This is a genomic window from Streptomyces venezuelae (genome assembly GCF_008642375.1).
GTDB lineage: Bacteria > Actinomycetota > Actinomycetes > Streptomycetales > Streptomycetaceae > Streptomyces > Streptomyces venezuelae_G.
This window is the reverse complement of the sequence record NZ_CP029194.1, coordinates 4,385,759-4,406,716: the sequence shown is the minus strand read 5'-3', so window position 1 is coordinate 4,406,716 and position 20,958 is coordinate 4,385,759. Positions and strand designations below refer to the sequence as shown.

The following is a 20,958-nucleotide window of genomic DNA, read 5'->3' as shown; positions in this document are numbered from 1 at the left end:
TGCCCTCTGTCAGAGCGTGCGGAGCAGGACCGCGGGCTGTTCGACGCAGTCCGCGACGTACCGCAGGAAGCCGCCTGCCGTGCCGCCGTCGCAGACGCGGTGGTCGAAGGTGAGCGAGAGCTGCACCACCTGACGGACGGCCAGTTCGCCCTGGTGGACCCAGGGCTTGGGGATGATCCGGCCGACGCCGAGCATCGCGGCCTCGGGATGGTTGACGATCGGCGTGGAGCCGTCGACCCCGAACACCCCGTAGTTGTTCAGGGTGAACGTGCCGCCCGTCAGATCGGCCGGCGTGAGCGTGCCCTGCCGGGCGGACTCCGTGAGCCGGGCGAACTCCTCCGTGAGCGACTCGGCCGTCCGCGTCCCCGCGTCCTTGACCACCGGGACGACCAGACCGCGCGGGGTCTGGGCGGCGAAGCCCAGGTGCACGGCCGGCAGCCGGACGATCTCCCGGGCGGCGGTGTCCACCGTGGAGTTGAGCTCGGGGAACCGGGCCAGGGCGTGGGCGCAGATCCGGGCGAGGAGCGCGAGGAGCGAGATCTTCGGCCCGCCCGCCTCGTTCATCGCCCGCCGGGCCGCCATCAGCTCGGTCGCGTCGGCGTCGACCCAGCAGGTCGCGTCCGGGATCTCCGTACGGCTGCGGGAGAGCTTGTCCGCCACCGCGCCGCGGAGCCCGCGCAGCGGGATCCGCTCCCCTGCGACGGCCTGAGCGGAGGCGGCGGCCGGGGCGGAAGCGGCGGCCGGGGCGGCCACGGCCGGAGCCGCGGCGGCCGGGGCGGAAGCGGCGACCGGCCGCTCCAGGGCCGCGAGGGCCAGCTCCACGTCCGCCCGCAGGATCAGCCCCTCGGGGCCGGAGCCGCGCACCTCCCGCAGGTCGATTCCGCGGTCGCGGGCCAGCTTCCGCACGAGCGGCGAGATGACCGGCACCGGACCGTCGTGCCCGGCGAGGGGCGCCGCGGCGACAGGCTCAGGAGCCTTCACGGCAACCGGAGCCGGCGCCGAAGCCGCGACCGGGGCCTGGGCCACAGCCGGGGCCGCGGCCGGGTTCTCGCGACGCACGCGGCGGCGGCGGGCGACGGGCCCCGCCGTGCCGTAGCCGACCAGCACGTTGCCCGAGTACTCCGAGGAGACGGCGTCCTCCGCGGTCGCCTTGGTAGCCGCTTCCGGAGCGGCCTCCGTGAGCTCCTCCGGAGCCCCCGTGCCGCCCACGGCGACCGTCAGCAGCGGCGCGCCGACGGGCAGTTCGGTGCCCTCCTCGCCGTACCGGGCGGTGACGACGCCGCCGTACGGGCAGGGCACCTCGACCATGGCCTTGGCCGTCTCGACCTCGACGACCGGCTGGTCGATGGCGACGACGTCGCCGACGGCGACGAGCCAGCGGACGATCTCGGCCTCGGTGAGCCCCTCACCGAGGTCGGGCAGCTTGAATTCGAGCACCTGGGCCATCAGCTCTGCGCCTCCCACTGCAGCCGCGCCACCGCGTCCAGGACCCGGTCCACGCCGGGCAGGTGGTGACGCTCCAGCATCGGCGGCGGGTACGGGATGTCGAAGCCCGCCACGCGCAGCACCGGCGCCTCCAGGTGGTGGAAGCAGCGTTCGGTCACGCGCGCGACGATCTCCGCGCCGGGACCGGCGAAACCGGCAGACTCGTGCACCACGACCGCCCGGCCCGTGCGCCGCACCGAGGCGCAGACGGTCTCCTCGTCGAAGGGAACGAGCGAGCGCAGGTCGACGACCTCCAGGTCCCAGCCCTCGGCCTGGGCCGCCTCCGCCGCCTCCAGGCAGACCGGGAGCGACGGACCGTAGGTGATCAGGGTGGCGCCGGTGCCCCGCCGCCGCACGACCGCCTTGCCGATCGGCTCGACGGGCGCGGGCGCCTCGGGCGACCAGTCGGACTTCGACCAGTAGAGCCGCTTGGGCTCCAGGAAGACCACGGGGTCGTCGGAGGCGATGGCCGCGCGCAGCAGCCCGTAGGCGTCCTCCACGGTCGCCGGGGTGACGACGTGCAGCCCCGGGGTGGCCGTGTAGTAGGCCTCGGAGGAGTCGCTGTGGTGCTCGACCCCGCCGATCCCGCCGCCGTACGGGACGCGGATGACGATCGGCATCGGCATCGCGCCGCGCGTCCGGTTCCGCATCTTCGCCACGTGCGAGATCAGTTGCTCGAACGCCGGGTAGGCGAAAGCGTCGAACTGCATCTCGACGACCGGCCGCAGGCCGTACATGGCCATGCCCACGGCGGCGCCGAGGATGCCCGCCTCGGCCAGCGGGGTGTCGGTGCAGCGGTCCTCGCCGAACTCCTTGGCGAGCCCGTCGGTGACCCGGAAGACACCGCCGAGCGTGCCGACGTCCTCGCCCATCACATGGACGGTCGGGTCCTCGGCCATCGCGTCGCGCATGGCGCGCTGGAGCGCCTGCGCCATCGTCGCGGGCTTGGCCTTTCCGGCACCGGCGGCCTTGGCCGCGGGGCCGGTCGTCGCGGTCGTCATCACGCCTCACCCTCGGCGTCGAGCTCGGCGCGCAGTTGCGCGGCCTGCTCACGCAGCTGCGCGGTCTGTTCCGCGTACACATGGGAGAACAGGTCCATCGGGTCGAGGACCGGATCGGCGTTCATCCGCTCGCGCAGGTCGGCCGCCATCGTCTCGGCGGCCTCGGCCGCCGCGCTCCTGGTGTCCTCGTCGAGCAGGCCACGCTCCGTCAGTTCCCGCTCGATGAGCAGGATCGGGTCGTGCGCCCGCCAGGTCTCGACCTCGCCGGCCGCGCGGTAGCGGGTGGCGTCGTCGGCGTTGGTGTGGGCGTCGATCCGGTAGGTGACGGCCTCGACGAGGGTGGGGCCGCCGCCGCGCCGCGCGCGTGCCACGGCCTCGGTCAGCACCTGGTGGACGGCGACCGCGTCGTTCCCGTCGACCAGCCGGCCCGGCATGCCGTATCCGACGGCCTTGTGGGCGAGGGAGGGCGCGGCGGTCTGCTTGGCCAGCGGCACGGAGATCGCGAAGCCGTTGTTCTGCACGAAGAAGACCACGGGGGCCTTCCACACGGCCGCGAAGTTCAGCGCCTCGTGGAAGTCGCCCTCGCTGGTCCCTCCGTCGCCGACCATGGCGAGGGCGACCACGTCGTCGCCCTTGAGGCGCGCTGCGTGGGCGAGGCCCACCGCGTGCGGGAGCTGGGTGGCCAGCGGGGTGCAGAGCGGCGCGATGCGGTACTCGTGCGGGTCGTAACCGGTGTGCCAGTCGCCGCGCAGCAGCGTCAGGGCCTGCACCGGGTCGAGGCCGCGGGCGACCGCCGCCAGCGTGTCGCGGTACGAGGGGAAGAGCCAGTCCCGCTCCTCCAGTGCCATGGCGGCGGCGATCTCGCACGCCTCCTGGCCGGTGGTGGACGGGTAGACGGCGAGCCGGCCCTGCTTGGTGAGCGCGGTGGCCTGCGTGTTGTACCGGCGGCCGCGGATCAGCTCCGCGTACAGCCGGAGCAGCAGCGCGGGGTCGGCGTCGGCCGCGGCGTCCGTGCCGAGCACGCGCAGCGGCTCGGCGTCGGGCAGCAGCGGGGCGTGGTCGGTACGCGGCTGCCACGCCGGCGGCGGGGTGGGCCGGTAGGCGGGAACGGCACCGGGCGGCTCTTGGACTGTCGAACTGCGCTGTTGCAACGAGTCCACCTCCTCGTGGGAGCGGGCATAAGACCCGAAGGCGGGTGGCGCGAGTGTGGCGCGCCTCACCTACCGATTGTTCGGTCGTGGAGGCATTTTGGCTACAGGCACCTCCAGCCTGTGGACAAACGGTTCTCCACAGCCTGGGATAGGAGCAGGTCGTCCACCGGAGAGAGGCGGGGGGACATGGCGGATGAACAAATGGCCGTCGATCGGAGCGGGGCTCCGGCCGACGCCACGGGCGAGACCCCGGGCGGGACGCCTGGCGAGGCACTCGGCAGGCCGCTCGGCGGGGCCGACGGCGAGGTGCCCGACGAGGCCCTGAGCGCCCCCGTCGGCATGCCGACGGGCGCCCCGCCGCCACGCCCGCTGGACGCGATCGACCGCGACATCCTGAGACTGCTGCAGACGGACGGCCGCGCCTCGGTACGGTCCGTGGCCGAGCGTGTGCACGTCTCCCGGGCCAACGCGTACGCGCGGATCAACCGGCTCATCGACGACGGGGTGATCCGCGGCTTCAGCGCCCGGGTCAACCACGAGCGGGCGGGGCACGGCGCCTCCGCCTACATCACGCTCAAGATCGTCCAGAACTCCTGGCGGACGGTCCGCGAGCAGCTCAGGGCCCTGCCGGGGGCCACGCACATCGCGCTGGTCAGCGGCGATTTCGACGTCCTGCTGCTCGTGCACACCCCGGACAACCGGACACTGCGCGAGCTGGTGCTCACCCGGCTCCAGTCGATCCCCGAGGTCCTGTCCACCCGCACGCTGCTGGTCTTCGAGGAGACGGACCTCAACACCGACCACCGCGTCTGACCCCGGGGCGGAGCAGGGCCCGGAACAGCGGGACGGCCCCCGAAGGGGCCGTCCGTGACGTCCTGCGCCCCAGCGGGCCGCCGGGAAAGCTCAGCGGGCCGTCCGCAGCCCGTCGAACGCCAGGTGCGCGACGGTCTCCGCGAGCTGCTCCCGTTCCCCCACCGCGTCCGGATGCGGCCGGTACCACTCCACCAGCGAGTTGATCATGCCGAAGAGAAGCCTGGTGGCCAGCCGTATGTCCACGTCGGCCCGCAGGTCGCCCTCCGCCGCGGCGGCCTTCAGCAGCTCGGCCACCCGGTGGTCGAACTCGCGCCGCCGTTCCATCGCCCACCGCTCGGTCGCGGTGTTGCCCCGCACCCGCAGCAGCAGCGTCACGTACGGCAGCTCCGCTATCAGCACCTCCACGGTGCGGCGCGTGACGTACTCGACCCGCTCGACGGCCCGGCCGCGTACCGCCCCGGGCTCGTCGAGCACCGCGAAGAGCCCGTCCAGCGCCCGGCTGACCGCCCGCCGCAGCAGCTCCTCCTTGCCGGACACGTGGTGGTAGATCGACGACTTGGAGATCCCCGCCGCCTTGGACAGGTGCTCCATGGAGGTGCCGTCGTAACCGCGCTCGTTGAAGACCCGCACGGCGACCGAGAGCAGCGTCTCCGGGGTGTACGTGTCGCGCTTCGCCGTGGTCATCGGGAATCCTGCCCTTCCTCGGCGTATCCCTGGCGGGCAGTGGCCAGACTCGGCGCGTAGCGCCCCGTCGGGTAGCGCTCGTTCAGCGACATCAGCAGGTCACGGACGCGCTCGTGGCCCACCTTCCCGGCCCACTCCAGCGGCCCGACGGGGTAATTGACCCCGAGCCGCATCGCCGTGTCCACGTCCTCGGCGGTGGCGACGCCCCGGTCGACCGCGTCGGCGGCCAGATCGGCCAGCATCGCGACCGTACGGGCGACGATCATGCCGGGCACGTCACCGATCACGGAGACCTGCTTGCCGAGCGCCTGGAAGAGGCCCACGGCCTCCGCGAGGACCTCGGCCGAGGTGTGCTCCGAGGTGGAGAGCACGATCCGGCTCGCGCTCGCGTAGTCGAGCGCAAGATCGAAGTAGATGATGTCGTCGCCGTGGTACTCGAAGGAGGTCTCGCCGTCCGCGAGGCCGAGCCGGCCGCCGCCCGGCAGCAGGACGAATCCGCTGCCTCCCTTGCGCCGCACCTTGATCCCCGCCTCCTCGAAGAGGCCCACCAGCGGCTCGGCGGGCCCCAGGTCGCCGCGGACGACGATCTTCGCCGGGGCCTCGGCCGGCGGCGCCGTGTGCGGCTCCGGCCGCTCGGCCCCCTCCGCGTACGAGAACCAGCCGTGCCCAGACTTGCGGCCGAGCCGCCCCGACTCCACGAGCCGCCGCTGCGCGAGCGAGGGCGTGAACTTCGGGTCCCGGTAGAAGGACTCCCAGACGGAGCGGGTGACGGCCTCGTTCACGTCCTGCCCGATGAGGTCCGTGAGCTCGAAGGGGCCCATGCGGAAGCCGCCGCACTCGCGCAGGGCGGCGTCGATGGTGGCGGGGTCGGCCGCGCCCTCCTCGTAGACCCGCAGCGCCTCCGCGTAGAAGGGGCGCGCGACCCGGTTCACGATGAAGCCGGGGGTGTCGGCGCAGCGCACCGGCGTCTTCCCCCAGCCCTTCATCGTCTCGTACGCGCGCGTGGCGACGTCCGCGTCGGTGGCGAAGCCGCTGACGACCTCGACGAGCGGGAGCAGCGGCGCCGGGTTGAAGAAGTGGAGTCCGACGAACCGGCCGGGCAGGCGCAGCCCTCCCGCGATCGCGGTGACGGAGAGGGAGGAGGTGTTCGTGGCGAGGACGGTGTCGTCGCCGACGACCTTCTCCAGGTCGGCGAAGAGCTGCTGCTTCACCGGCAGGTGCTCGACGATCGCCTCGACGACGAGCGCCGCGTCCGCGAGCTCCGCGAGCTCCTCGGAGGCGTGCAGCCGGCCGACGGCCGCCTCGCGCGCGGAGGCGTCCAGGCGGCCCTTCTCCACGAGCCGGTCCAGGCGGGCGGTGAGGGCGGCCACGGCCTCCTCCGCCCGGCCGGGGGCACTGTCGTAGAGCCGTACGGGATGGCCGGCGACCAGCGCGACCTGGGCGATGCCCTGGCCCATGGTGCCGGTGCCGACGACGGCGACGGTGCGGTCCTGTGCGAGGGCGGTCGGCTCACTGGCGGTCACGTCGTCGCTCCCCCTGACGGTCACGTTGGCGCTCATAGGAGTGATCCTCCCCGATGGGTTTTCCACAGGATCGACGGACCCCCTTGTCCCGACCGATCGTTCGGTTACTCTAACTCCGTACGCGTCTCCCTGCCCAGCTCGACGAGGAGTTGGTCCATCCATGGCCACCGCTCTGCCGACCACCGACCGTCTGGACCGTCTCGCCGAGAAGCACCGGTCCACGCTCGATCAGGCACTCGCCACGATCCGCACCCGCGCCTACTGGTCCCCGTATCCCGAGCACCCGAAGGCCTACGGGGAGGGCGGCTCGCTCGACGCGGCGGCCGGCCTCGCCGCCCACCAGGCCGTGCTGAACACCCGCTTCGAGCTCGACCAGCCCGGCACGGACGGCTGGACCGGCGGCGAGGTCTCGCCGTACGGCCCGGAGCTCGGCATCGAGTACCCGCACGCCGACATCGACGTCCTGCTGCCGGCGATGCGCGCGGGCACGGCCGCCTGGCGTGACGCCGGGGCCGAGACCCGCGCTCTCGTCTGCCTGGAGATCCTGTCCCGGATCTCGGCCCGCACCCACGAGTTCGCCCACGCCGTCATGCACACCAGCGGACAGGCGTTCATGATGGCGTTCCAGGCCGGTGGCCCGCACGCCCAGGACCGCGGCCTGGAGGCCGTGGCGTACGCGTACGAGGAGCAGACCCGCACCCCCGCCGGGCGGGCCGGCTGGTCCAAGCCCCAGGGCAAGCGCGACCCGCTGGAGCTGTCCAAGGAGTTCACCCCGGTCGGCCGCGGCATCGCCCTGGTGATCGGCTGCAACACCTTCCCCACGTGGAACGGCTACCCGGGCCTGTTCGCCTCGCTGGCCACCGGAAACCCGGTCCTGGTCAAGCCGCACCCGCGCGCCGTCCTGCCTCTCGCCCTCACGGTGAGCGTCGCCCGCGAGGTGCTCGCGGAGAGCGGCTTCGACGCGAACCTGGTCGCGCTCGCCGTCGAGCGCCCGGGCGAGGGCATCGCCAAGACCCTGGCCGTGCGTCCCGAGGTCCGGATCATCGACTACACGGGCTCGACCGAGTTCGGCGACTGGCTGGAGGCCAACGCCCGCCAGGCCCAGGTCTACACCGAGAAGGCCGGCGTCAACACGGTCGTGGTCGACTCCACGGACAACTACAAGGGCATGCTGGCCAACCTGGCCTTCTCGCTGTCCCTGTACAGCGGCCAGATGTGCACGACCCCGCAGAACCTGTTGATCCCCCGTGACGGCATCACCACCGACCAGGGCCCCAAGTCGTACGACGAGGTCGTCACCGACCTCGCGGCGTCGGTGGGCGGCCTGCTCGGCGACGACGCCCGGGCGAACGGCCTGCTCGGCGCGCTGGTCAACCCGGACGTGAAGGCGCGGCTGGAGGCCGCCGCGGGCCTCGGCGAGGTGGCGCTCGCCTCCCGTGAGGTCGTCAACCCCGACTTCCCGGACGCCGTCGTCCGTACGCCGGTGATCGTGAAGCTGGACGGCTCCAAGCCGGACGCGCAGGCCGCGTACTTCTCCGAGTGCTTCGGCCCGGTCTCCTTCGCCGTCTCGGTGGACTCCACCGCCGACGCCCTGGAGCTGCTGCGGCGCACGGTCCGCGAGAAGGGCGCGATGACGGTCGGCGCGTACACGACCTCGGCCGACACCGAGCGCGCGGTCGAGGAGGTCTGCCTGGAGGAGTCGGCGCAGCTCTCGCTGAACCTCACGGGCGGGGTGTACGTCAACCAGACGGCGGCATTCTCCGACTTCCACGGCTCCGGCGGAAACCCCGCGGCGAACGCGGCGCTGTGCGACGGCGCCTTCGTCTCGAACCGCTTCCGGGTGGTGGAGGTCCGCCGCCAGGCCTGACTCCCGATGTGCGGGGGCCCCACGGGGCCTCCGCACCGCTGTCAGGGCGTCTCGATCTCCGCGTACCGCTGCACCCACGCGTGCATGGCGATGGCGGCGGCGGCCCCCGCGTTGATCGACCGGGTCGAGCCGAACTGGGCGATCGAGCAGACCATCTCCACGCGCGCGCGTGCCTCGTCCGTGAGCCCCGGGCCTTCCTGCCCGAAGAGCAGCACGCAGCGGCGCGGCAGCACAGTCCGCTCCAGCGGCACCGCGCCGGGGAGGTTGTCGATCCCGATGATCGGCAGGCCCTCGGCCGCCGCCCACGCGGTCAGCGACTCGGTGTCCGGGTGGTGGCGGACGTGCTGGTAGCGGTCGGTGACCATGGCGCCGCGCCGGTTCCAGCGCCGCCGGCCCACGATGTGGACCTCCTTGGCGAGGAAGGCGTTGGCGGTCCGCACGACCGAGCCGATGTTGAAGTCGTGGCCCCAGTTCTCCACCGCCACATGGAAGTCGTGACGCCGGGTGTCGAGGTCGGCGACGACCGCCTCCCGCGTCCAGTACCGGTAGCGGTCCACGACATTGCGCCGGTCGCCGTCGGCGAGCAGCTCGGGGTCGTAGCGCTCGCCCTCCGGCCACGGCTCCGGGTGCGGCCCGACACCGATCTCGGGGCCGAAGCCCTCGTCGTACTGAACCGGCTCGGCCGCCTCGGCCGCCGCAGCCGTGTCGGCCGCCCCGGCTCCGGTCTTCTCTTCGGTGGTGCTCACCCGACGAGGGTACGGGGGCCGTGCTCCTCACCCGTACGGCGCTGCTCGGGCAGCGCCCCCGCGGACCGCCGCCCCAGGAGCCGGTCCCGGCCCCGCGCCGCCCGGGCGCCGAGGGCCACCAGGAAGGCCGTCGGCAGGAACACCGCGTCGGCGGAGATCATCGCGAGCGAGAAGACCGGCAGCCCGAGCAGCACGGCGATCCCGGCGTGCTCCAGCATCATCGCGACCAGCAGGACGTTCTTGACCTTGCGGTGGAAGAGCGTGAACGGGAAGGCGATCTGCACGATCACGGTCCCGTAGGTCAGCAGCAGCACCATGATCCCGCTGGAGCCGAGCAGCTCGGAGAGCGCGGGCCAGGGCGAGAAGTAGTCGAGGTGGAGCGGGTAGTACAGGGCGGTGCCGTCCTGCCAGCGCGAGCCCTGGATCTTGTACCAGCCTGCCGTGGCGTAGATCAGGCAGACCTCGGCCATGATCACGACGAGGGCGGCGTTGTGCGTGAGATTGGCGAGGACGTCGAGCAGCGTGCGGGGCTCCCCGGGGGCGAGCCGGCAGGCCAGCCACCACAGCCCGTGCCCGAGCCACAGCACCCACAGCAGCACCGGCAGCCACCACTCGCCGGTGACGTCGCTGAACCACGTGGTGGCGAGCAGGAAGCCGCCGAGCACGGTCCACAGCAGCGGGCCGACGAGGTCCCGGCGCTCGGCCCCGACCGCCTCACCGGCCTCACGGGCTGCCTTGCGCGCGGCCGTACGGGCGGCCTCACGAGCGGCCCTCCCGGCGTCGAGGGACCACACCTGGCCGCAGCGGGTCAGGACGAGGTAGATCGCGGCGAGGTGCAGGACGTTGTCGCCGCCGTCGCCGAGGAACACGGAGCGGTTCTGCAGCGAGAGGACCCCGACCATGAAGACCACCGACACGGCCCGGGTGTGCCAGCCGACGAGGAGCAGGGCGGTGGAGAGCACGGCGAGCCCGTAGACGAGCTCGAACCACAGCCGCCCGTCCGACCACATCAGCACGGAGAAGGCCCGGTTGTCGGCGATCAGCCGGCTCGCCAGCTCCCAGGACCACGGGCCGTCGGGCCCGTACATCTCGTGCCGGTGCGGCAGCTCGCGCAGCAGGAAGACGAGCCAGGTCAGCGAGAAGCCGATCCGGACGATCGCGGTCTGGTGCGGGCCGAGCGCGCGGCCGGTGACGGCCTGGACGGCGCGGGCGATCCGCCGGTCGAAGGGTTCACGCGTACGCGCGCGCGTGGCGGTCGGACCGCTCATCGCCCCGCCTCCCCACGGCTCGGACCGACGGCGTCCGTACGGCTGCGGGTGTCACCGTCCGGCCGGTCGGCATCGGTCACCTTCCACCAGGGGAAGTCGCGGTAGGAGGGGGTGACCTCGTTCGTCTCGGTGCTCCACCGGGGCGCGGGTACGGGCCGGGTGACCGCCCTCAGCTGGACGCGCCGCACGTCGGCCCCTTCGAGGGAGGCGAGGCCGTCGAGCCGGAGCATCGCGATCCGGCGCATGTACTCCTCCGAGAGGTGGCCGCGCGTCCCGTTGGGGCGGTCGTCGTCGGAGTGCGAGTTCAGGTAGAAGTCCACGGCCCTGCGCAGCTCGTTCTGCTGTGTGTGGCTGGGCAGCGGGTTGTGGCGGATCGCCGCGGTGTCCTGCGCGGTGAGGTCGATCCAGTCGGTGGTGCGGCGGCCGTCACCGGCGGTGACGATCTCGGCGCGGACCTCGACGGAGACGTTCTGCTGGAGCGGATTGGGCGCGAAGAGCTTCCAGTTCTGTTCGAACTCGGGATAGATCCAGTCGTCGACGGCCTGGCCGTGCCGCTTGGTGAGCGTGTTGGACGGCGCGACGTGCAGGAACACCATCGACAGGTGCACGCAGACGAAGACCCCGGCCACGGCCAGCGCCACGGCGGCGACGACCTGGTAGGGCAGCGACAGAGCCATGATCCCGCTGTCGGCGGGCCCGGTCGGCGCGCGCTGCACGCCCGTTCCGACGCCTGTCTCGACGTCCGCGTCGATGTCCCTTTCGACGTCTGCGTCCATCCCGCCCCGATCCCGATCGGCCCACCTCGGCTATCCACAGGGTTGACACCATACGGGCCGCCGACTCACCATTGAAGTCATTCAACCGAACGATCGGTCGGTAGGGGGTTCGATGACCGCAGTGACGGCAGGGACGACAGGGACCACGGGCACGCCCGGCGTGTCGGACACGGCCGTAGCGGCGACACAGGCCGCCTACGAAGCCGTGTTCGACGCCGCCGTGGCCGCCGACGAGCGGATCGAGCCGCGCGACTGGATGCCCGAGGCCTACCGCGCCTCGCTCGTCCGGCAGATCGCGCAGCACGCCCACTCCGAGATCATCGGCATGCAGCCCGAGGCGAACTGGATCACCCGCGCGCCCTCCCTGCGCCGCAAGGCGATCCTCATGGCCAAGGTCCAGGACGAGGCCGGCCACGGCCTGTACCTGTACAGCGCCGCGGAGACCCTCGGCACCAGCCGCGACGAGCTCCTCGACAAGCTCCACTCCGGCCGCCAGAAGTACTCCTCGATCTTCAACTACCCGACGCTGACCTGGGCCGACGTCGGCGCGATCGGCTGGCTCGTCGACGGCGCCGCGATCACCAACCAGGTCCCCCTGTGCCGCTGCTCCTACGGGCCGTACGCCCGCGCGATGGTCCGGGTCTGCAAGGAGGAGTCCTTCCACCAGCGCCAGGGGTACGAGGCCCTCCTCGCCCTGTCCAACGGCACCGAGGCCCAGCACGCCATGGCGCAGGACGCGGTGGACCGCTGGTGGTGGCCCTCCCTGATGATGTTCGGCCCGCCCGACGACGAGTCGACCCACACCGCCCAGGCGATGGCCTGGAAGATCAAGCGCCACACCAACGACGAACTGCGCCAGCGCTTCGTCGACATCGCCGTGCCCCAGGCCGAGGCCCTCGGCCTCACCCTCCCCGACCCCGACCTCCGGTGGAACGAGGAGCGCGGGCACTACGACTTCGGCCCCATCGACTGGACCGAGTTCTGGGACGTCCTCAAGGGCAACGGCCCCTGCAACGACCAGCGGCTCAGCAAGCGGCGCCAGGCCCACGAGGACGGCGCCTGGGTCAGAGAAGCAGCCGCGGCCTACGCGGAGAAGCACACCGGCAAGCACGGGGAGGCACAGGCATGACGAGCGACAGCTGGCCACTGTGGGAGGTGTTCGTGCGCTCCCGCCGCGGACTGTCCCACACCCACGCGGGCAGTCTCCACGCGCCCGACGCGGAGATGGCCCTGCGCAACGCCCGCGACCTGTACACCCGCAGGAACGAAGGCGTCTCGATCTGGGTCGTGCCCTCCACGGAGATCACCGCCTCCTCGCCCGACGAGAAGGACCCCTTCTTCGAGCCCTCCGCGGACAAGCCCTACCGCCACCCGACGTTCTACGAGATCCCGGAGGGGGTCAAGCACCTGTGAGCACCCCCGACACCCACGAGACCACCGGCACCGGCGAGACCACCGCGATCACCGCCGCCGCCCTCGCCCTCGGCGACGACGCCCTCGTCCTCTCCCACCGCCTGGGGGAGTGGGCCGGCTCCGCCCCCGTCCTGGAGGAAGAGGTCGCCCTCGCGAACATCGCGCTCGACCTCCTCGGCCAGGCCCGCATCCTGCTCTCCCTCGTCGGCGACGAGGACGAACTGGCCTACCTCCGCGAGGAGCGCTCCTTCCGGAACGCCCAGCTGGTCGAACAGCCGAACGGCGACTTCGCCCACACCATCGCCCGACAGCTGTACTTCTCCACCTACCAGCACCTCCTCTACGGACAGCTGGCAGCCGGCGACGGCCCCTTCGCCGGCCTGGCGGCCAAGGCCGTCAAGGAGGTCGCCTACCACCAGGACCACGCCGAGCACTGGACCCTGCGCCTCGGCGACGGCACCCCCGAGAGCCACGACCGCATGCAGCGGGCCTGCGACTCCCTCTGGCGGTACACCGGCGAGCTGTTCCAGCCCGTCGACGGTCTCGACCTGGACCGCACCGCCATGGAGAGCGCCTGGCTGGACTCCGTCACGGCCGTCCTCGACAAGGCCACGCTCACCGTGCCCACCGGCCCCCGCACCGGAGCCTGGGCCGCCGGCGCCGGCCGCCAGGGCCTCCACACCGAATCCTTCGGCCGGATGATCGCCGAGATGCAGCACCTGCACCGCAGCCACCCGGGGGCGACATGGTGACCATGACGGCCCTGGAGGAGGAGCTCAGCCGGATCGCCGGCGCCGTTCCCGACCCGGAGCTGCCCGTCCTCACCCTGGAAGAGCTCGGCGTCATGCGGGGCGTCCACGTCACCGGCCCCGGCCGCGTCGAGGTCTCCCTCACCCCGACCTACACCGGCTGCCCCGCGATAGAGGCGATGTCCTCCGACATCGAGCGCGCCCTCCACGAGCACGGAGTGCCCGACGTCTCCGTCGTCACGGTCCTCGCCCCCGCCTGGTCCACCGACGACATCAGCGAGGAAGGCCGGCGCAAGCTCGCCGAGTTCGGCATCGCCCCGCCCCGCCCCCAGGGCCCGGCCGGCGGCCCCGTGCCCCTCACCCTGGCGATCCGCTGCCCCCACTGCGGCTCCACCGACACCGAACTCCTCAGCCGCTTCTCCTCCACCGCGTGCAAGGCCCTGCGCCGCTGCACCGCGTGCCGCGAACCGTTCGACCACTTCAAGGAGCTGTAGATGCTGCCCTCAGGCTCCCCCAGCCGCCGGCGGGAGGTACCCCCAGGACGGGCCGGGTTCCATCCACTCCGGGTGAGCGACGTCGAGCGACTCACGGACGACTCCGTGGCCGTCACCTTCGCGGTCCCGCCCGAGCTCCAGGAGACGTACCGCCACCTCCCCGGCCAGCACCTCGCCCTGCGCCGCGAGGACGAGCAGGGCGAGGAGATCCGTCGTACGTACTCGATCTGCTCTCCCGCCGCCCCCGCCGGTGAGCCCCCAGTCCTGCGCGTGGGCATCCGGCTCGTCGACGGCGGCGCGTTCTCGACGTACGCCCTCAAGGAGCTGGCCGTCGGCGACCTCGTCGAGGTCATGGAACCCATGGGCCGCTTCCAGCTCGCCCCGCGCCCCGGCCACTTCGCCGCCGTCGTCGGCGGCAGCGGCATCACGCCGGTCCTGTCCATGGCGGCCACCCTGCTCGCCCGGGAGCCCGAGGCCCGGTTCTGCCTGATCCGCAGCGACCGCACCGCCGCGTCCACGATGTTCCTCGACGAGGTGGCCGACCTCAAGGACCGCTACCCGGACCGCTTCCAGCTCGTCACCGTGCTCTCCCGCGAGGAACAGCAGGCGGGACTGGACTCCGGCCGCCTCGACCGCGAGCGGCTCGACACCCTGCTGCCCGCACTCCTGCCCGTCGCCGAGATCGACGGCTGGTTCCTCTGCGGCCCCTTCGGACTCGTCCAGGGAGCCGAACACGCCCTACGCGACCTCGGAGTGGACCGGAGCAGGATCCACCAGGAGATCTTCCACGTCGACGACGGCTCGGCACCCGCGCCGGTCGCCGCCGCCGACACCCCGGCGCACGCGACCCTGACCGCGACCCTGCACGGCCGCTCCGGGACCTGGCCCGTCGACCGCGGCGAGACACTCCTCGACACCGTGCTGCGCGCCCGCGCGGACGCGCCGTACGCCTGCAAGGGCGGAGTGTGCGGCACCTGCCGCGCCTTCCTCGTCGGCGGAGAAGTGCGGATGGACCGCAACTTCGCGCTGGAACCCGACGAAACCGACGCCGGCTACGTCCTGGCCTGCCAGTCCCATCCCGTCACCCCGGACGTGGAGTTGGACTTCGACCGCTGACGAGTCCCGGCACCGCCATTCCCTTCCGCTAGAACCTGTTCTATCTTGACGCCTCGTCAGGGCAGAGAGCGCAGGAGCGACAACGGGAGGGCAGGACAGTGGACTTCACCTTCACCGAAGAGCAACAGGCGGCCGTCGAAGCGGCCAAGGCGGTCTTCGCCAGCGTCACACCCGACGCGGTACCGAGCCCGGCCCTCACCCCGGGCGCCGTCGCCGAGGACCTCGACCGATCCCTCTGGTCCCGCCTCGCCGCCGCCGACCTGCTCGGCCTCGTCCTGCCCCCCGAGCACGGCGGCGCCGGACTCGACCCCGTCGCGTTCTGCCTCCTGCTGCGCGAATCCGCCCGCGTCCTCGCCCGCGTACCCCTGCTGGAGACCGGCGCCGTGGCAATGACCGTCGACCGGTACGCGGACCGGTCGACGGCCGCCGCGATCCTCCCCCGAGTCTCCCGCGGCGAACTCGTCCTCACCGCCGCCTCCCACGGACTCACCGGCCACGACCCGGCCGACCGCGCCGTCACCGCCCGCCGCGACGGCACCACCTGGATCCTCGACGGCCTCCAGAACGCCGTCCCCTGGGCCCACGGCGCCGACCTCGTCGCCGTCCCCGCACACACCGACGAGGGCCGCACCATCCTCGCCCTGGTCCCCCGCACCCACGAAGGCGTCGCCCTCGCCGAGCAGTACTCCACCAGCGGCGAACTCCTCGCCGCACTCCGCCTCGACGCCGTACGCCTCGACAGCACCGAGGTCATCGAAGCCGAAGGCGCCTGGGAACGACTCCGCGAGCTCCTCACCACCGGCACGTGCGCACTCGCCCTCGGACTCGGCGAGGCCGTCCTCACCATGACGAGCCAGTACACCGGCAAGCGGGAACAGTTCGGCCACCCCGTGGCCACGTTCCAGGCCGTCGCCGTCCAGACCGCCGACCGCTACATCGACCTGCGCGCCATGGAAGCCACCCTCTGGCAGGCCGCCTGGCGCGTCTCCACCGGCGCCGCCGGGGCGCTGCCCGCCGCCGGGGACATCGCCGTCGCGAAGATCTGGGCCTCCGAGGGCGTACGACGCGTGGTGCAGACCGCCCAGCACCTGCACGGGGGCTTCGGCGCCGACACCGACTACCCCCTGCACCGCTACCACGCCTGGGCCAAGCAGCTCGAACTGTCCCTCGGCCCCGCAGCCGCCCACGAGGAGGCCCTCGGCGACCTCCTGGCCACCCACCCCCTCGGCTGAACCGCCTCAGCCCATCCCCAGCTCAGCTCAGAGGACGAAGGCCGGGCTCCCGCTCCCCGTCACCATCGGACGCCCGGCACCGTCCCAGGCGAGCATCCCGCCGTCGATGTTCACCGCGTCGAAGCCCTGCTGCACCAGATACTGGGTGACCTGCGCCGACCGGCCGCCCACCCGGCACATCACATAGGCGCGACCGCGCTCGGCCACCGCCTCCGTCACCTCACCGAAGCGGGCCACGAAGTCGCTCATCGGCACGTGCAGCGCACCCTCGACGTGACCGGCTTCCCATTCGTTGTCCTCCCGGACGTCCAGCACCAGCGCGTCGGCCGGCACGGAAGCCGCGTCCACCGAGGGCAGCGGGGAGAAATTCATGGGACTGGCCTTCTCTCGTCAGAACCGCCCGACGAAGTTCGAGCGCACAGAAAAAACCTACTCCACCAGCCCGGCAAGCTCGGTCTCACGCTCGGAGACCTGCGCGAGCAGCTGCTCCGCGACCTCCTCCAGGAGCCGGTCCGGATCCTCCGGAGCCATCCGCAGCATCGCGCCGATCGCGGAGTCCTCCAGCTCCCGCGCCATCGCGGACAGCATGTCCTTGCGCTGCGCCAGCCACTCCAGGCGGGCGTACAGCTCCTCGCTCTCGCTGGGCCGCTCCTCGGCCGGCACGGGACCGGCCTCCCATTCCTCGGAGAGCTCGCGCAGCTGCGCCTCGTCGCCCCGGGCGTAGGCGGCGTTCACCCGCGTGATGAACTCCTCGCGCCGCTGCCGCTCGGCGTCCTCCCGGGCCAGGTCGGGGTGGGCCTTGCGGGCCAGCTCACGGTAGAGCCGGCGGGCCTCCTCGCTGGGCCGTACCCGCTTCGGAGCCTGCACCGGCCGTTCGTTGAGCATCGCCGCCGCCTCGGGGGAGAGGCCGTCGGAGTCGATCCAGTCGTGGAAGAGCTCCTCCACCCCGGGCATGGGCATGACCGCGGCCCGCGCCTCCTGGGCCTTCCGCAGATCCTCCGGGTCCCCGGTGCGTGCCGCCCGCGCCTCGGCGATCCGCGCGTCGAGCTCGTCGAGCCGCGCGTACATGGGGCCGAGCTTCTGGTGGTGCAGCCGCGAGAAGTTCTCCACCTCGACCCGGAAGGTCTCGACGGCGATCTCGAACTCGATCAGCGCCTGCTCGGCGACCCGCACGGCCCGCTCCAACCGAGCCTCGGGCCGCTCGTCCGCGGGCTGCCCTGCCTCGGGTCGTTCGTCCGCGGGCTCGTCGTTCGCACCCTGGTCCACGCTCACGTTCACGCCCGCCCACGTCCTCGTTCCGGCTCGTCCCACCCAGCCTACGGTCCTTCGGGGGGCCTCCCCCCTCCCTCCCCCTCCCCTCCCTCCCCAGGTGCGGGCGTCGGTCAGACGCCCAGTTCTGCCGCTATGCGCCCCGCCCGGACGGCGGCGAGCAGGTCGGCGTGGTCCGCGGTGGTGCGGTCCGCGTACGTGACGGCGAAGGACGCGACGGCCTCGTCCAGCTCCTCGTTCTTGCCGCAGTAGCCGGCTATGAGACGCGGGTCGGCGCTGTGGGCGTGCGCCCGGGCCAGCAGCGCCCCGGTCATCCGGCCGTAGTCGTCGACCTGGTCCACGGTGAGTGCGGCGGGGTCCACGCTGCCCTTGCGGTTGCGGAACTGGCGCACCTGGAAGGGCCGCCCCTCGACCGTCGTCCAACCGAGCAGATGGTCGCTCACCACCTGCATCCGCTTCTGCCCGAGGACCACCCGCCGCCCCTCGTGGCCGGGGTCCGGCACGGTGAAGCCCACGGCCGGCAGGTGCGGCAGCAGGACCGAGGGCCTGGCCTCCTTCACCTGGAGCACCAGCGGCTCGCCCCGGTGGTCGAGCAGCAGCACGACGTAGGAGCGGGTGCCGACGCTGCCGGTGCCGACGACCCGGAAAGCCACGTCGTGGACGGCGTACCGCGCGAGGAGCGGCAGCCGGTCCTGGGACACGGTCTCCAGGTACGCGCCGAGGGAGGCGGTGACGGCCGCCGCCTCGCCGTCGGGGACCCTGCGCAGTACCGGGGGAGCGTCGACGAACCTGCGGCCGCCGCCTTCGGCATCGGTCACGGCCTCGGTCGACCGGGCGGCGAACCGGGCGCTGGTGTTGTTGCGGGCCTTCGCCGAGACCCGCTCCAGGGTGCCTATGAGGTCGCGGGCGTCGGTGTGCGAGACGAGTTCCTCGTCGGCAATCGCGTTCCAGGCGTCGAGGGCGGGGAGCCGGGCCAGGAGGCGCATGGTGCGCCGGTAGGCGCCGACGGTGTCGAAAGCGGCCGCTCGGCACACCTCCTCGCTCGCGCCCACTTCCCGTCCGGCGAGGACGAGGGAGGTGACGAGCCGCTTGAGGTCCCATTCCCAGGGGCCGGCGATCGTCTCGTCGAAGTCGTTGAGATCCATGACGAGCCGGCCGCGGGCGTCGCCGTAGAGGCCGAAGTTGGCGGCGTGCGCGTCGCCGCACAGTTGGGCGGATATCCCGGTGACGGGGGTTGTGACGAGGTCGTGGGCCATCAGTCCGGCGGATCCGCGCAGGAAGGCGAAGGGGCTGGCCGCCATACGGCCGACCCGTATCGGCGCGAGCTCGGGGACCCGTCCCCGGCTGGATTCCTCGACGGCGCGGACGGCGTCCGGGCGGTCGGCCGCGAGGGCCGGCCGGTCGTGCGCGGTACGGGGCACCCGGCGGCGCAGTTCCTTGCCGACGTCCCTGGGGGAGACCCCCGCGCCACCGTCGGCGGCGCGGCGCGCGAAGCCCGGCACGTGCGGGACGCGTGTGCCGTCCGCCGTACCGTCCGCCGTACCGCGCTGTCCCGGCACCACGGCCCCGATCTCGTCCATGGGACGTCCTCCCCCGATGCGATGTCCAACATCATCCGGCCCTGACGGTACCGCCGCACCTGATCAGCCGTCTCCCCCTGTGGACAACGCCCTGTGGACAACCTCAGACGGCGACAGCCTCCTCCATCTCCTCCTCCGTCTCCTCTCCGATCCCCTCCGCGATCCCGGGCTTCTCCCCGGCCGTCGCCATCGTCTTCTCTCCGGCCTTCGAGACCTGGTTCCTCCTGGCCTCCACGATTCCGGCGGCCACCACGAGGGCGGCTCCGGCGAGGAACCACAGGGCGAGGACGAGGACGTGTCCGCCGAGCGCGTGGCCACCGAAGTAGACATGGCTGCGGACGCCTTCGACGAAGCCCGCGCCGTTCCAGAAGGCGTGCAGAGCGCCGAAGAAGCCGGGCTGGAGCTCGGGCCGGTAGATGCCGCCGGAGCTCGTGAAGTTGAGCATGACGAAGAGCACCATCACACCGAGCGTGGTCCAGCGGCGCAGGAAGGTGTGGAGGCCGACGCCGACGAGCAGGATGCCCGCCGCGTAGAGCCAGGACATCGCCCAGACTCCGCCGAGCCCCTGGTCGACGAGGTGGAAGACCGGCCCGGCGAACAGGGCGCCGATCAGGCTGACGACCAGCGACATCGCGGCGGCGAGGAGGGCCCTGGTCTTCATGGGCAGGGCGGCGCCGGCTCCGCCGATGACGGCGACCGAGGCGTAGGCGCCGATGCTGAGGGCGACGAGCAGGAAGAAGATGCCCTGGCCGGTGGGGTCGCCGGAGGCGACGGGGGCGACGTCGGTGACCTTGAGCGGGGCGTCCTGTGCGGCGGCGACCTTGGTGAACACCTTCTCCACGGCCATGGCGCTGGTGTCGGAGGAGCCCGAGGCGACGATGAGCTCGGGCTTCTCGCCGGGGATGTAGGCCCCGAAGCTGCCTTGTTCGCGCAGCGAGGTGACGGCCGTGGCCCGGTCGGCGACGGTACGGACGTCGAGGGCACCGGCGCCGTTGTCCTGGAGCGTCTGGGCAAGGACCTGGGCGCTCGGCCCGGAACCGACGACGTCGACGCGCAGGTCGTGGGGTGCGGGGGCGTGGAAGGCGCCGAGGTAGGCCAGGCCCATGCCGATGCACATCAGCAGGGGAGTGAGCAGATGTCCGAGGACATGCCTCAACGCGCTGTCGGTACTCGGTCCTGCGGACACCGGAACCTCCATGGTTGGCTTTTACAACTACATAACCGTTGTACTATACAACCGAATCCACAGGGAACACCAACGGACGACAGGGGAGCGCACCATGACCGGTGGCGCAGAGGTACCGCGCGAGGCGTCCTTGGACGTCATCCAGCGCGAGCTGACGGCGTTCGCGCGCAGGGCCCGCGCCGCGGCGGCCCGGGTCCACCCCGAGCTCCCGCTCGTCTCGTACACGCTCCTCGCCCACATCGACGTGCAGCGCGGCTGCCGCGCGACCGACCTCGCGGCCCACTACCTGCTGGACAAGTCGACGGTGAGCCGCCAGATCGCCACCTTGGAACGGCTCGGATTCGTCGAGCGCCGGCCGGCCCCCGACGACCACCGCGTCCAGGTCCTGCACCCCACGGAGGCGGGCGCCGAGGTCCTCGCCTCGGCGCAGACAAGCCGTCTCGCGGCCTATCAGGAACGCCTCAGGGACTGGTCGGCCGACGACCTCGCCCGGTTCGCCGCGTACCTGCTCCGCTACAACACCGCGAGCACGAGCGACCTCCCGGACGGCTCCCCGCAGTGACCCGAGCCATCCGGCCCGCGTGGTCCAGCCGTACCCACCGAGC

General features: G+C 72.4%; 21 protein-coding genes. 9 read left to right on the top strand and 12 right to left on the bottom strand.

The features are described from left to right. Positions 1-9: 9 nt before the first annotated feature. Genes DEJ46_RS20140 through pdhA form a run of 3 tightly spaced genes read right to left on the bottom strand, consistent with a single transcriptional unit; the run spans position 10 to position 3,646 of the window. Positions 10-1,446 carry a dihydrolipoamide acetyltransferase family protein gene (locus tag DEJ46_RS20140; protein ID WP_150268346.1) on the bottom strand — a complete coding sequence of 479 codons (1,437 nt, stop codon included), beginning with the start codon at positions 1,444-1,446 and terminating at the stop codon, positions 10-12. Continuing rightward, entirely contained in the window at positions 1,446-2,486 is a 1,041-nt protein-coding gene (locus DEJ46_RS20135; RefSeq protein ID WP_150268344.1) for an alpha-ketoacid dehydrogenase subunit beta, read from the bottom strand. The genes DEJ46_RS20140 and DEJ46_RS20135 overlap by 1 nt, the downstream gene beginning before the upstream one ends. After that, a complete protein-coding gene (pdhA, locus tag DEJ46_RS20130; RefSeq protein ID WP_150274588.1) occupies positions 2,486-3,646 on the bottom strand; it encodes a pyruvate dehydrogenase (acetyl-transferring) E1 component subunit alpha in 1,161 nt (386 codons plus the stop codon). The genes DEJ46_RS20135 and pdhA overlap by 1 nt, the downstream gene beginning before the upstream one ends. A 177-nt stretch (positions 3,647-3,823) precedes the next feature. Between pdhA and DEJ46_RS20125 the strand changes: the two genes are divergently transcribed. Then, a complete protein-coding gene (locus DEJ46_RS20125) occupies positions 3,824-4,450 on the top strand; it encodes an Lrp/AsnC family transcriptional regulator (RefSeq protein ID WP_411757768.1) in 627 nt (208 codons plus the stop codon). Between the two features lie 90 nt (positions 4,451-4,540). On the opposite strand, the gene DEJ46_RS20120 is transcribed toward DEJ46_RS20125, so the two are convergent. Both DEJ46_RS20120 and DEJ46_RS20115 read right to left on the bottom strand, forming a co-directional pair. Beyond that, positions 4,541-5,134, bottom strand: coding sequence for a TetR/AcrR family transcriptional regulator (locus DEJ46_RS20120; protein WP_055642496.1), 594 nt, complete (start codon positions 5,132-5,134; stop codon positions 4,541-4,543). Then, a complete protein-coding gene (locus tag DEJ46_RS20115; protein ID WP_150268342.1) occupies positions 5,131-6,693 on the bottom strand; it encodes a 3-hydroxyacyl-CoA dehydrogenase in 1,563 nt (520 codons plus the stop codon). Before DEJ46_RS20115 ends, DEJ46_RS20120 begins: the two co-directional genes overlap by 4 nt. A 124-nt stretch (positions 6,694-6,817) precedes the next feature. Between DEJ46_RS20115 and paaN the strand changes: the two genes are divergently transcribed. Further along, entirely contained in the window at positions 6,818-8,524 is a 1,707-nt protein-coding gene (gene paaN / locus DEJ46_RS20110) for a phenylacetic acid degradation protein PaaN (RefSeq protein WP_150268340.1), read from the top strand. Between the two features lie 41 nt (positions 8,525-8,565). On the opposite strand, the gene DEJ46_RS20105 is transcribed toward paaN, so the two are convergent. The 3 genes from DEJ46_RS20105 to DEJ46_RS20095 are packed head-to-tail and all read right to left on the bottom strand — an operon-like array spanning position 8,566 to position 11,314. Continuing rightward, a complete protein-coding gene (locus tag DEJ46_RS20105) occupies positions 8,566-9,270 on the bottom strand; it encodes a TrmH family RNA methyltransferase (RefSeq protein ID WP_150268339.1) in 705 nt (234 codons plus the stop codon). Beyond that, positions 9,267-10,538 (bottom strand): HTTM domain-containing protein, encoded by a 1,272-nt coding sequence (locus tag DEJ46_RS20100; protein ID WP_150268338.1) that lies wholly within the window; start codon positions 10,536-10,538, stop codon positions 9,267-9,269. The genes DEJ46_RS20105 and DEJ46_RS20100 overlap by 4 nt, the downstream gene beginning before the upstream one ends. Next, complete coding sequence (locus DEJ46_RS20095) at positions 10,535-11,314, bottom strand: DUF5819 family protein (RefSeq protein WP_150268336.1); 780 nt, start codon at positions 11,312-11,314, stop codon at positions 10,535-10,537. The genes DEJ46_RS20100 and DEJ46_RS20095 overlap by 4 nt, the downstream gene beginning before the upstream one ends. A gap of 112 nt (positions 11,315-11,426) precedes the next feature. On the opposite strand from DEJ46_RS20095, the gene paaA reads away from it, so the two are divergent. The 6 genes from paaA (at position 11,427) to DEJ46_RS20065 (ending at position 16,318) form a co-directional block, all read left to right on the top strand. Then, on the top strand, positions 11,427-12,443 hold the full coding sequence (gene paaA / locus DEJ46_RS20090; protein WP_150268334.1) for a 1,2-phenylacetyl-CoA epoxidase subunit PaaA: 1,017 nt from the start codon (positions 11,427-11,429) through the stop codon (positions 12,441-12,443). Then, the gene (gene paaB / locus DEJ46_RS20085) at positions 12,440-12,727 is read left to right on the top strand and encodes a 1,2-phenylacetyl-CoA epoxidase subunit PaaB (RefSeq protein ID WP_150268332.1); all 288 of its coding nucleotides are present in this window, start codon (positions 12,440-12,442) and stop codon (positions 12,725-12,727) included. The genes paaA and paaB overlap by 4 nt, the downstream gene beginning before the upstream one ends. Further along, positions 12,724-13,479, top strand: coding sequence for a 1,2-phenylacetyl-CoA epoxidase subunit PaaC (paaC, locus tag DEJ46_RS20080; protein ID WP_150268330.1), 756 nt, complete (start codon positions 12,724-12,726; stop codon positions 13,477-13,479). The genes paaB and paaC overlap by 4 nt, the downstream gene beginning before the upstream one ends. Beyond that, the gene (gene paaD / locus DEJ46_RS20075; RefSeq protein ID WP_055642491.1) at positions 13,473-13,970 is read left to right on the top strand and encodes a 1,2-phenylacetyl-CoA epoxidase subunit PaaD; all 498 of its coding nucleotides are present in this window, start codon (positions 13,473-13,475) and stop codon (positions 13,968-13,970) included. Before paaC ends, paaD begins: the two co-directional genes overlap by 7 nt. Next, positions 13,971-15,086, top strand: a complete 1,116-nt coding sequence (locus DEJ46_RS20070) for a 2Fe-2S iron-sulfur cluster-binding protein (protein ID WP_150268328.1) — start codon at positions 13,971-13,973, stop codon at positions 15,084-15,086. A gap of 98 nt (positions 15,087-15,184) precedes the next feature. Then, complete coding sequence (locus DEJ46_RS20065) at positions 15,185-16,318, top strand: acyl-CoA dehydrogenase family protein (protein WP_150268326.1); 1,134 nt, start codon at positions 15,185-15,187, stop codon at positions 16,316-16,318. Between the two features lie 27 nt (positions 16,319-16,345). Here DEJ46_RS20065 and DEJ46_RS20060 read toward each other — a convergent pair whose 3' ends face one another. From DEJ46_RS20060 to DEJ46_RS20045, 4 genes are all read right to left on the bottom strand, one after another. Next, complete coding sequence (locus DEJ46_RS20060; RefSeq protein ID WP_150268321.1) at positions 16,346-16,690, bottom strand: rhodanese-like domain-containing protein; 345 nt, start codon at positions 16,688-16,690, stop codon at positions 16,346-16,348. Between the two features lie 57 nt (positions 16,691-16,747). Next, positions 16,748-17,596, bottom strand: coding sequence for a hypothetical protein (locus tag DEJ46_RS20055; protein ID WP_411757767.1), 849 nt, complete (start codon positions 17,594-17,596; stop codon positions 16,748-16,750). Positions 17,597-17,700: 104 nt separating this feature from the next. Continuing rightward, a complete protein-coding gene (locus DEJ46_RS20050) occupies positions 17,701-19,167 on the bottom strand; it encodes a DUF2252 domain-containing protein (protein ID WP_150268319.1) in 1,467 nt (488 codons plus the stop codon). Positions 19,168-19,270: 103 nt separating this feature from the next. Further along, the gene (locus tag DEJ46_RS20045) at positions 19,271-20,365 is read right to left on the bottom strand and encodes a hypothetical protein (protein ID WP_150268317.1); all 1,095 of its coding nucleotides are present in this window, start codon (positions 20,363-20,365) and stop codon (positions 19,271-19,273) included. Positions 20,366-20,447: 82 nt separating this feature from the next. On the opposite strand from DEJ46_RS20045, the gene DEJ46_RS20040 reads away from it, so the two are divergent. Next, positions 20,448-20,915: a MarR family winged helix-turn-helix transcriptional regulator gene (locus DEJ46_RS20040; protein WP_150268315.1), complete on the top strand. Its 468-nt coding sequence runs from the start codon at positions 20,448-20,450 to the stop codon at positions 20,913-20,915. Positions 20,916-20,958 lie beyond the last annotated feature (43 nt).

Coding starts and splice junctions, on each gene's coding strand:
- DEJ46_RS20140 (WP_150268346.1), bottom strand. CDS start 1,446: ATGGCCCAGGTGCTCGAATTCAAGCTGCCCGACCTCGGTGAGGGGCTC.
- DEJ46_RS20135 (WP_150268344.1), bottom strand. CDS start 2,486: ATGACGACCGCGACGACCGGCCCCGCGGCCAAGGCCGCCGGTGCCGGA.
- DEJ46_RS20125 (WP_411757768.1), top strand. CDS start 3,824: ATGGCGGATGAACAAATGGCCGTCGATCGGAGCGGGGCTCCGGCCGAC.
- DEJ46_RS20120 (WP_055642496.1), bottom strand. CDS start 5,134: ATGACCACGGCGAAGCGCGACACGTACACCCCGGAGACGCTGCTCTCG.
- DEJ46_RS20115 (WP_150268342.1), bottom strand. CDS start 6,693: ATGAGCGCCAACGTGACCGTCAGGGGGAGCGACGACGTGACCGCCAGT.
- paaN (WP_150268340.1), top strand. CDS start 6,818: ATGGCCACCGCTCTGCCGACCACCGACCGTCTGGACCGTCTCGCCGAG.
- DEJ46_RS20100 (WP_150268338.1), bottom strand. CDS start 10,538: ATGAGCGGTCCGACCGCCACGCGCGCGCGTACGCGTGAACCCTTCGAC.
- DEJ46_RS20095 (WP_150268336.1), bottom strand. CDS start 11,314: ATGGACGCAGACGTCGAAAGGGACATCGACGCGGACGTCGAGACAGGC.
- paaA (WP_150268334.1), top strand. CDS start 11,427: ATGACCGCAGTGACGGCAGGGACGACAGGGACCACGGGCACGCCCGGC.
- paaB (WP_150268332.1), top strand. CDS start 12,440: ATGACGAGCGACAGCTGGCCACTGTGGGAGGTGTTCGTGCGCTCCCGC.
- paaD (WP_055642491.1), top strand. CDS start 13,473: ATGGTGACCATGACGGCCCTGGAGGAGGAGCTCAGCCGGATCGCCGGC.
- DEJ46_RS20070 (WP_150268328.1), top strand. CDS start 13,971: ATGCTGCCCTCAGGCTCCCCCAGCCGCCGGCGGGAGGTACCCCCAGGA.
- DEJ46_RS20060 (WP_150268321.1), bottom strand. CDS start 16,690: ATGAATTTCTCCCCGCTGCCCTCGGTGGACGCGGCTTCCGTGCCGGCC.
- DEJ46_RS20050 (WP_150268319.1), bottom strand. CDS start 19,167: ATGGACGAGATCGGGGCCGTGGTGCCGGGACAGCGCGGTACGGCGGAC.
- DEJ46_RS20045 (WP_150268317.1), bottom strand. CDS start 20,365: ATGGAGGTTCCGGTGTCCGCAGGACCGAGTACCGACAGCGCGTTGAGG.
- DEJ46_RS20040 (WP_150268315.1), top strand. CDS start 20,448: ATGACCGGTGGCGCAGAGGTACCGCGCGAGGCGTCCTTGGACGTCATC.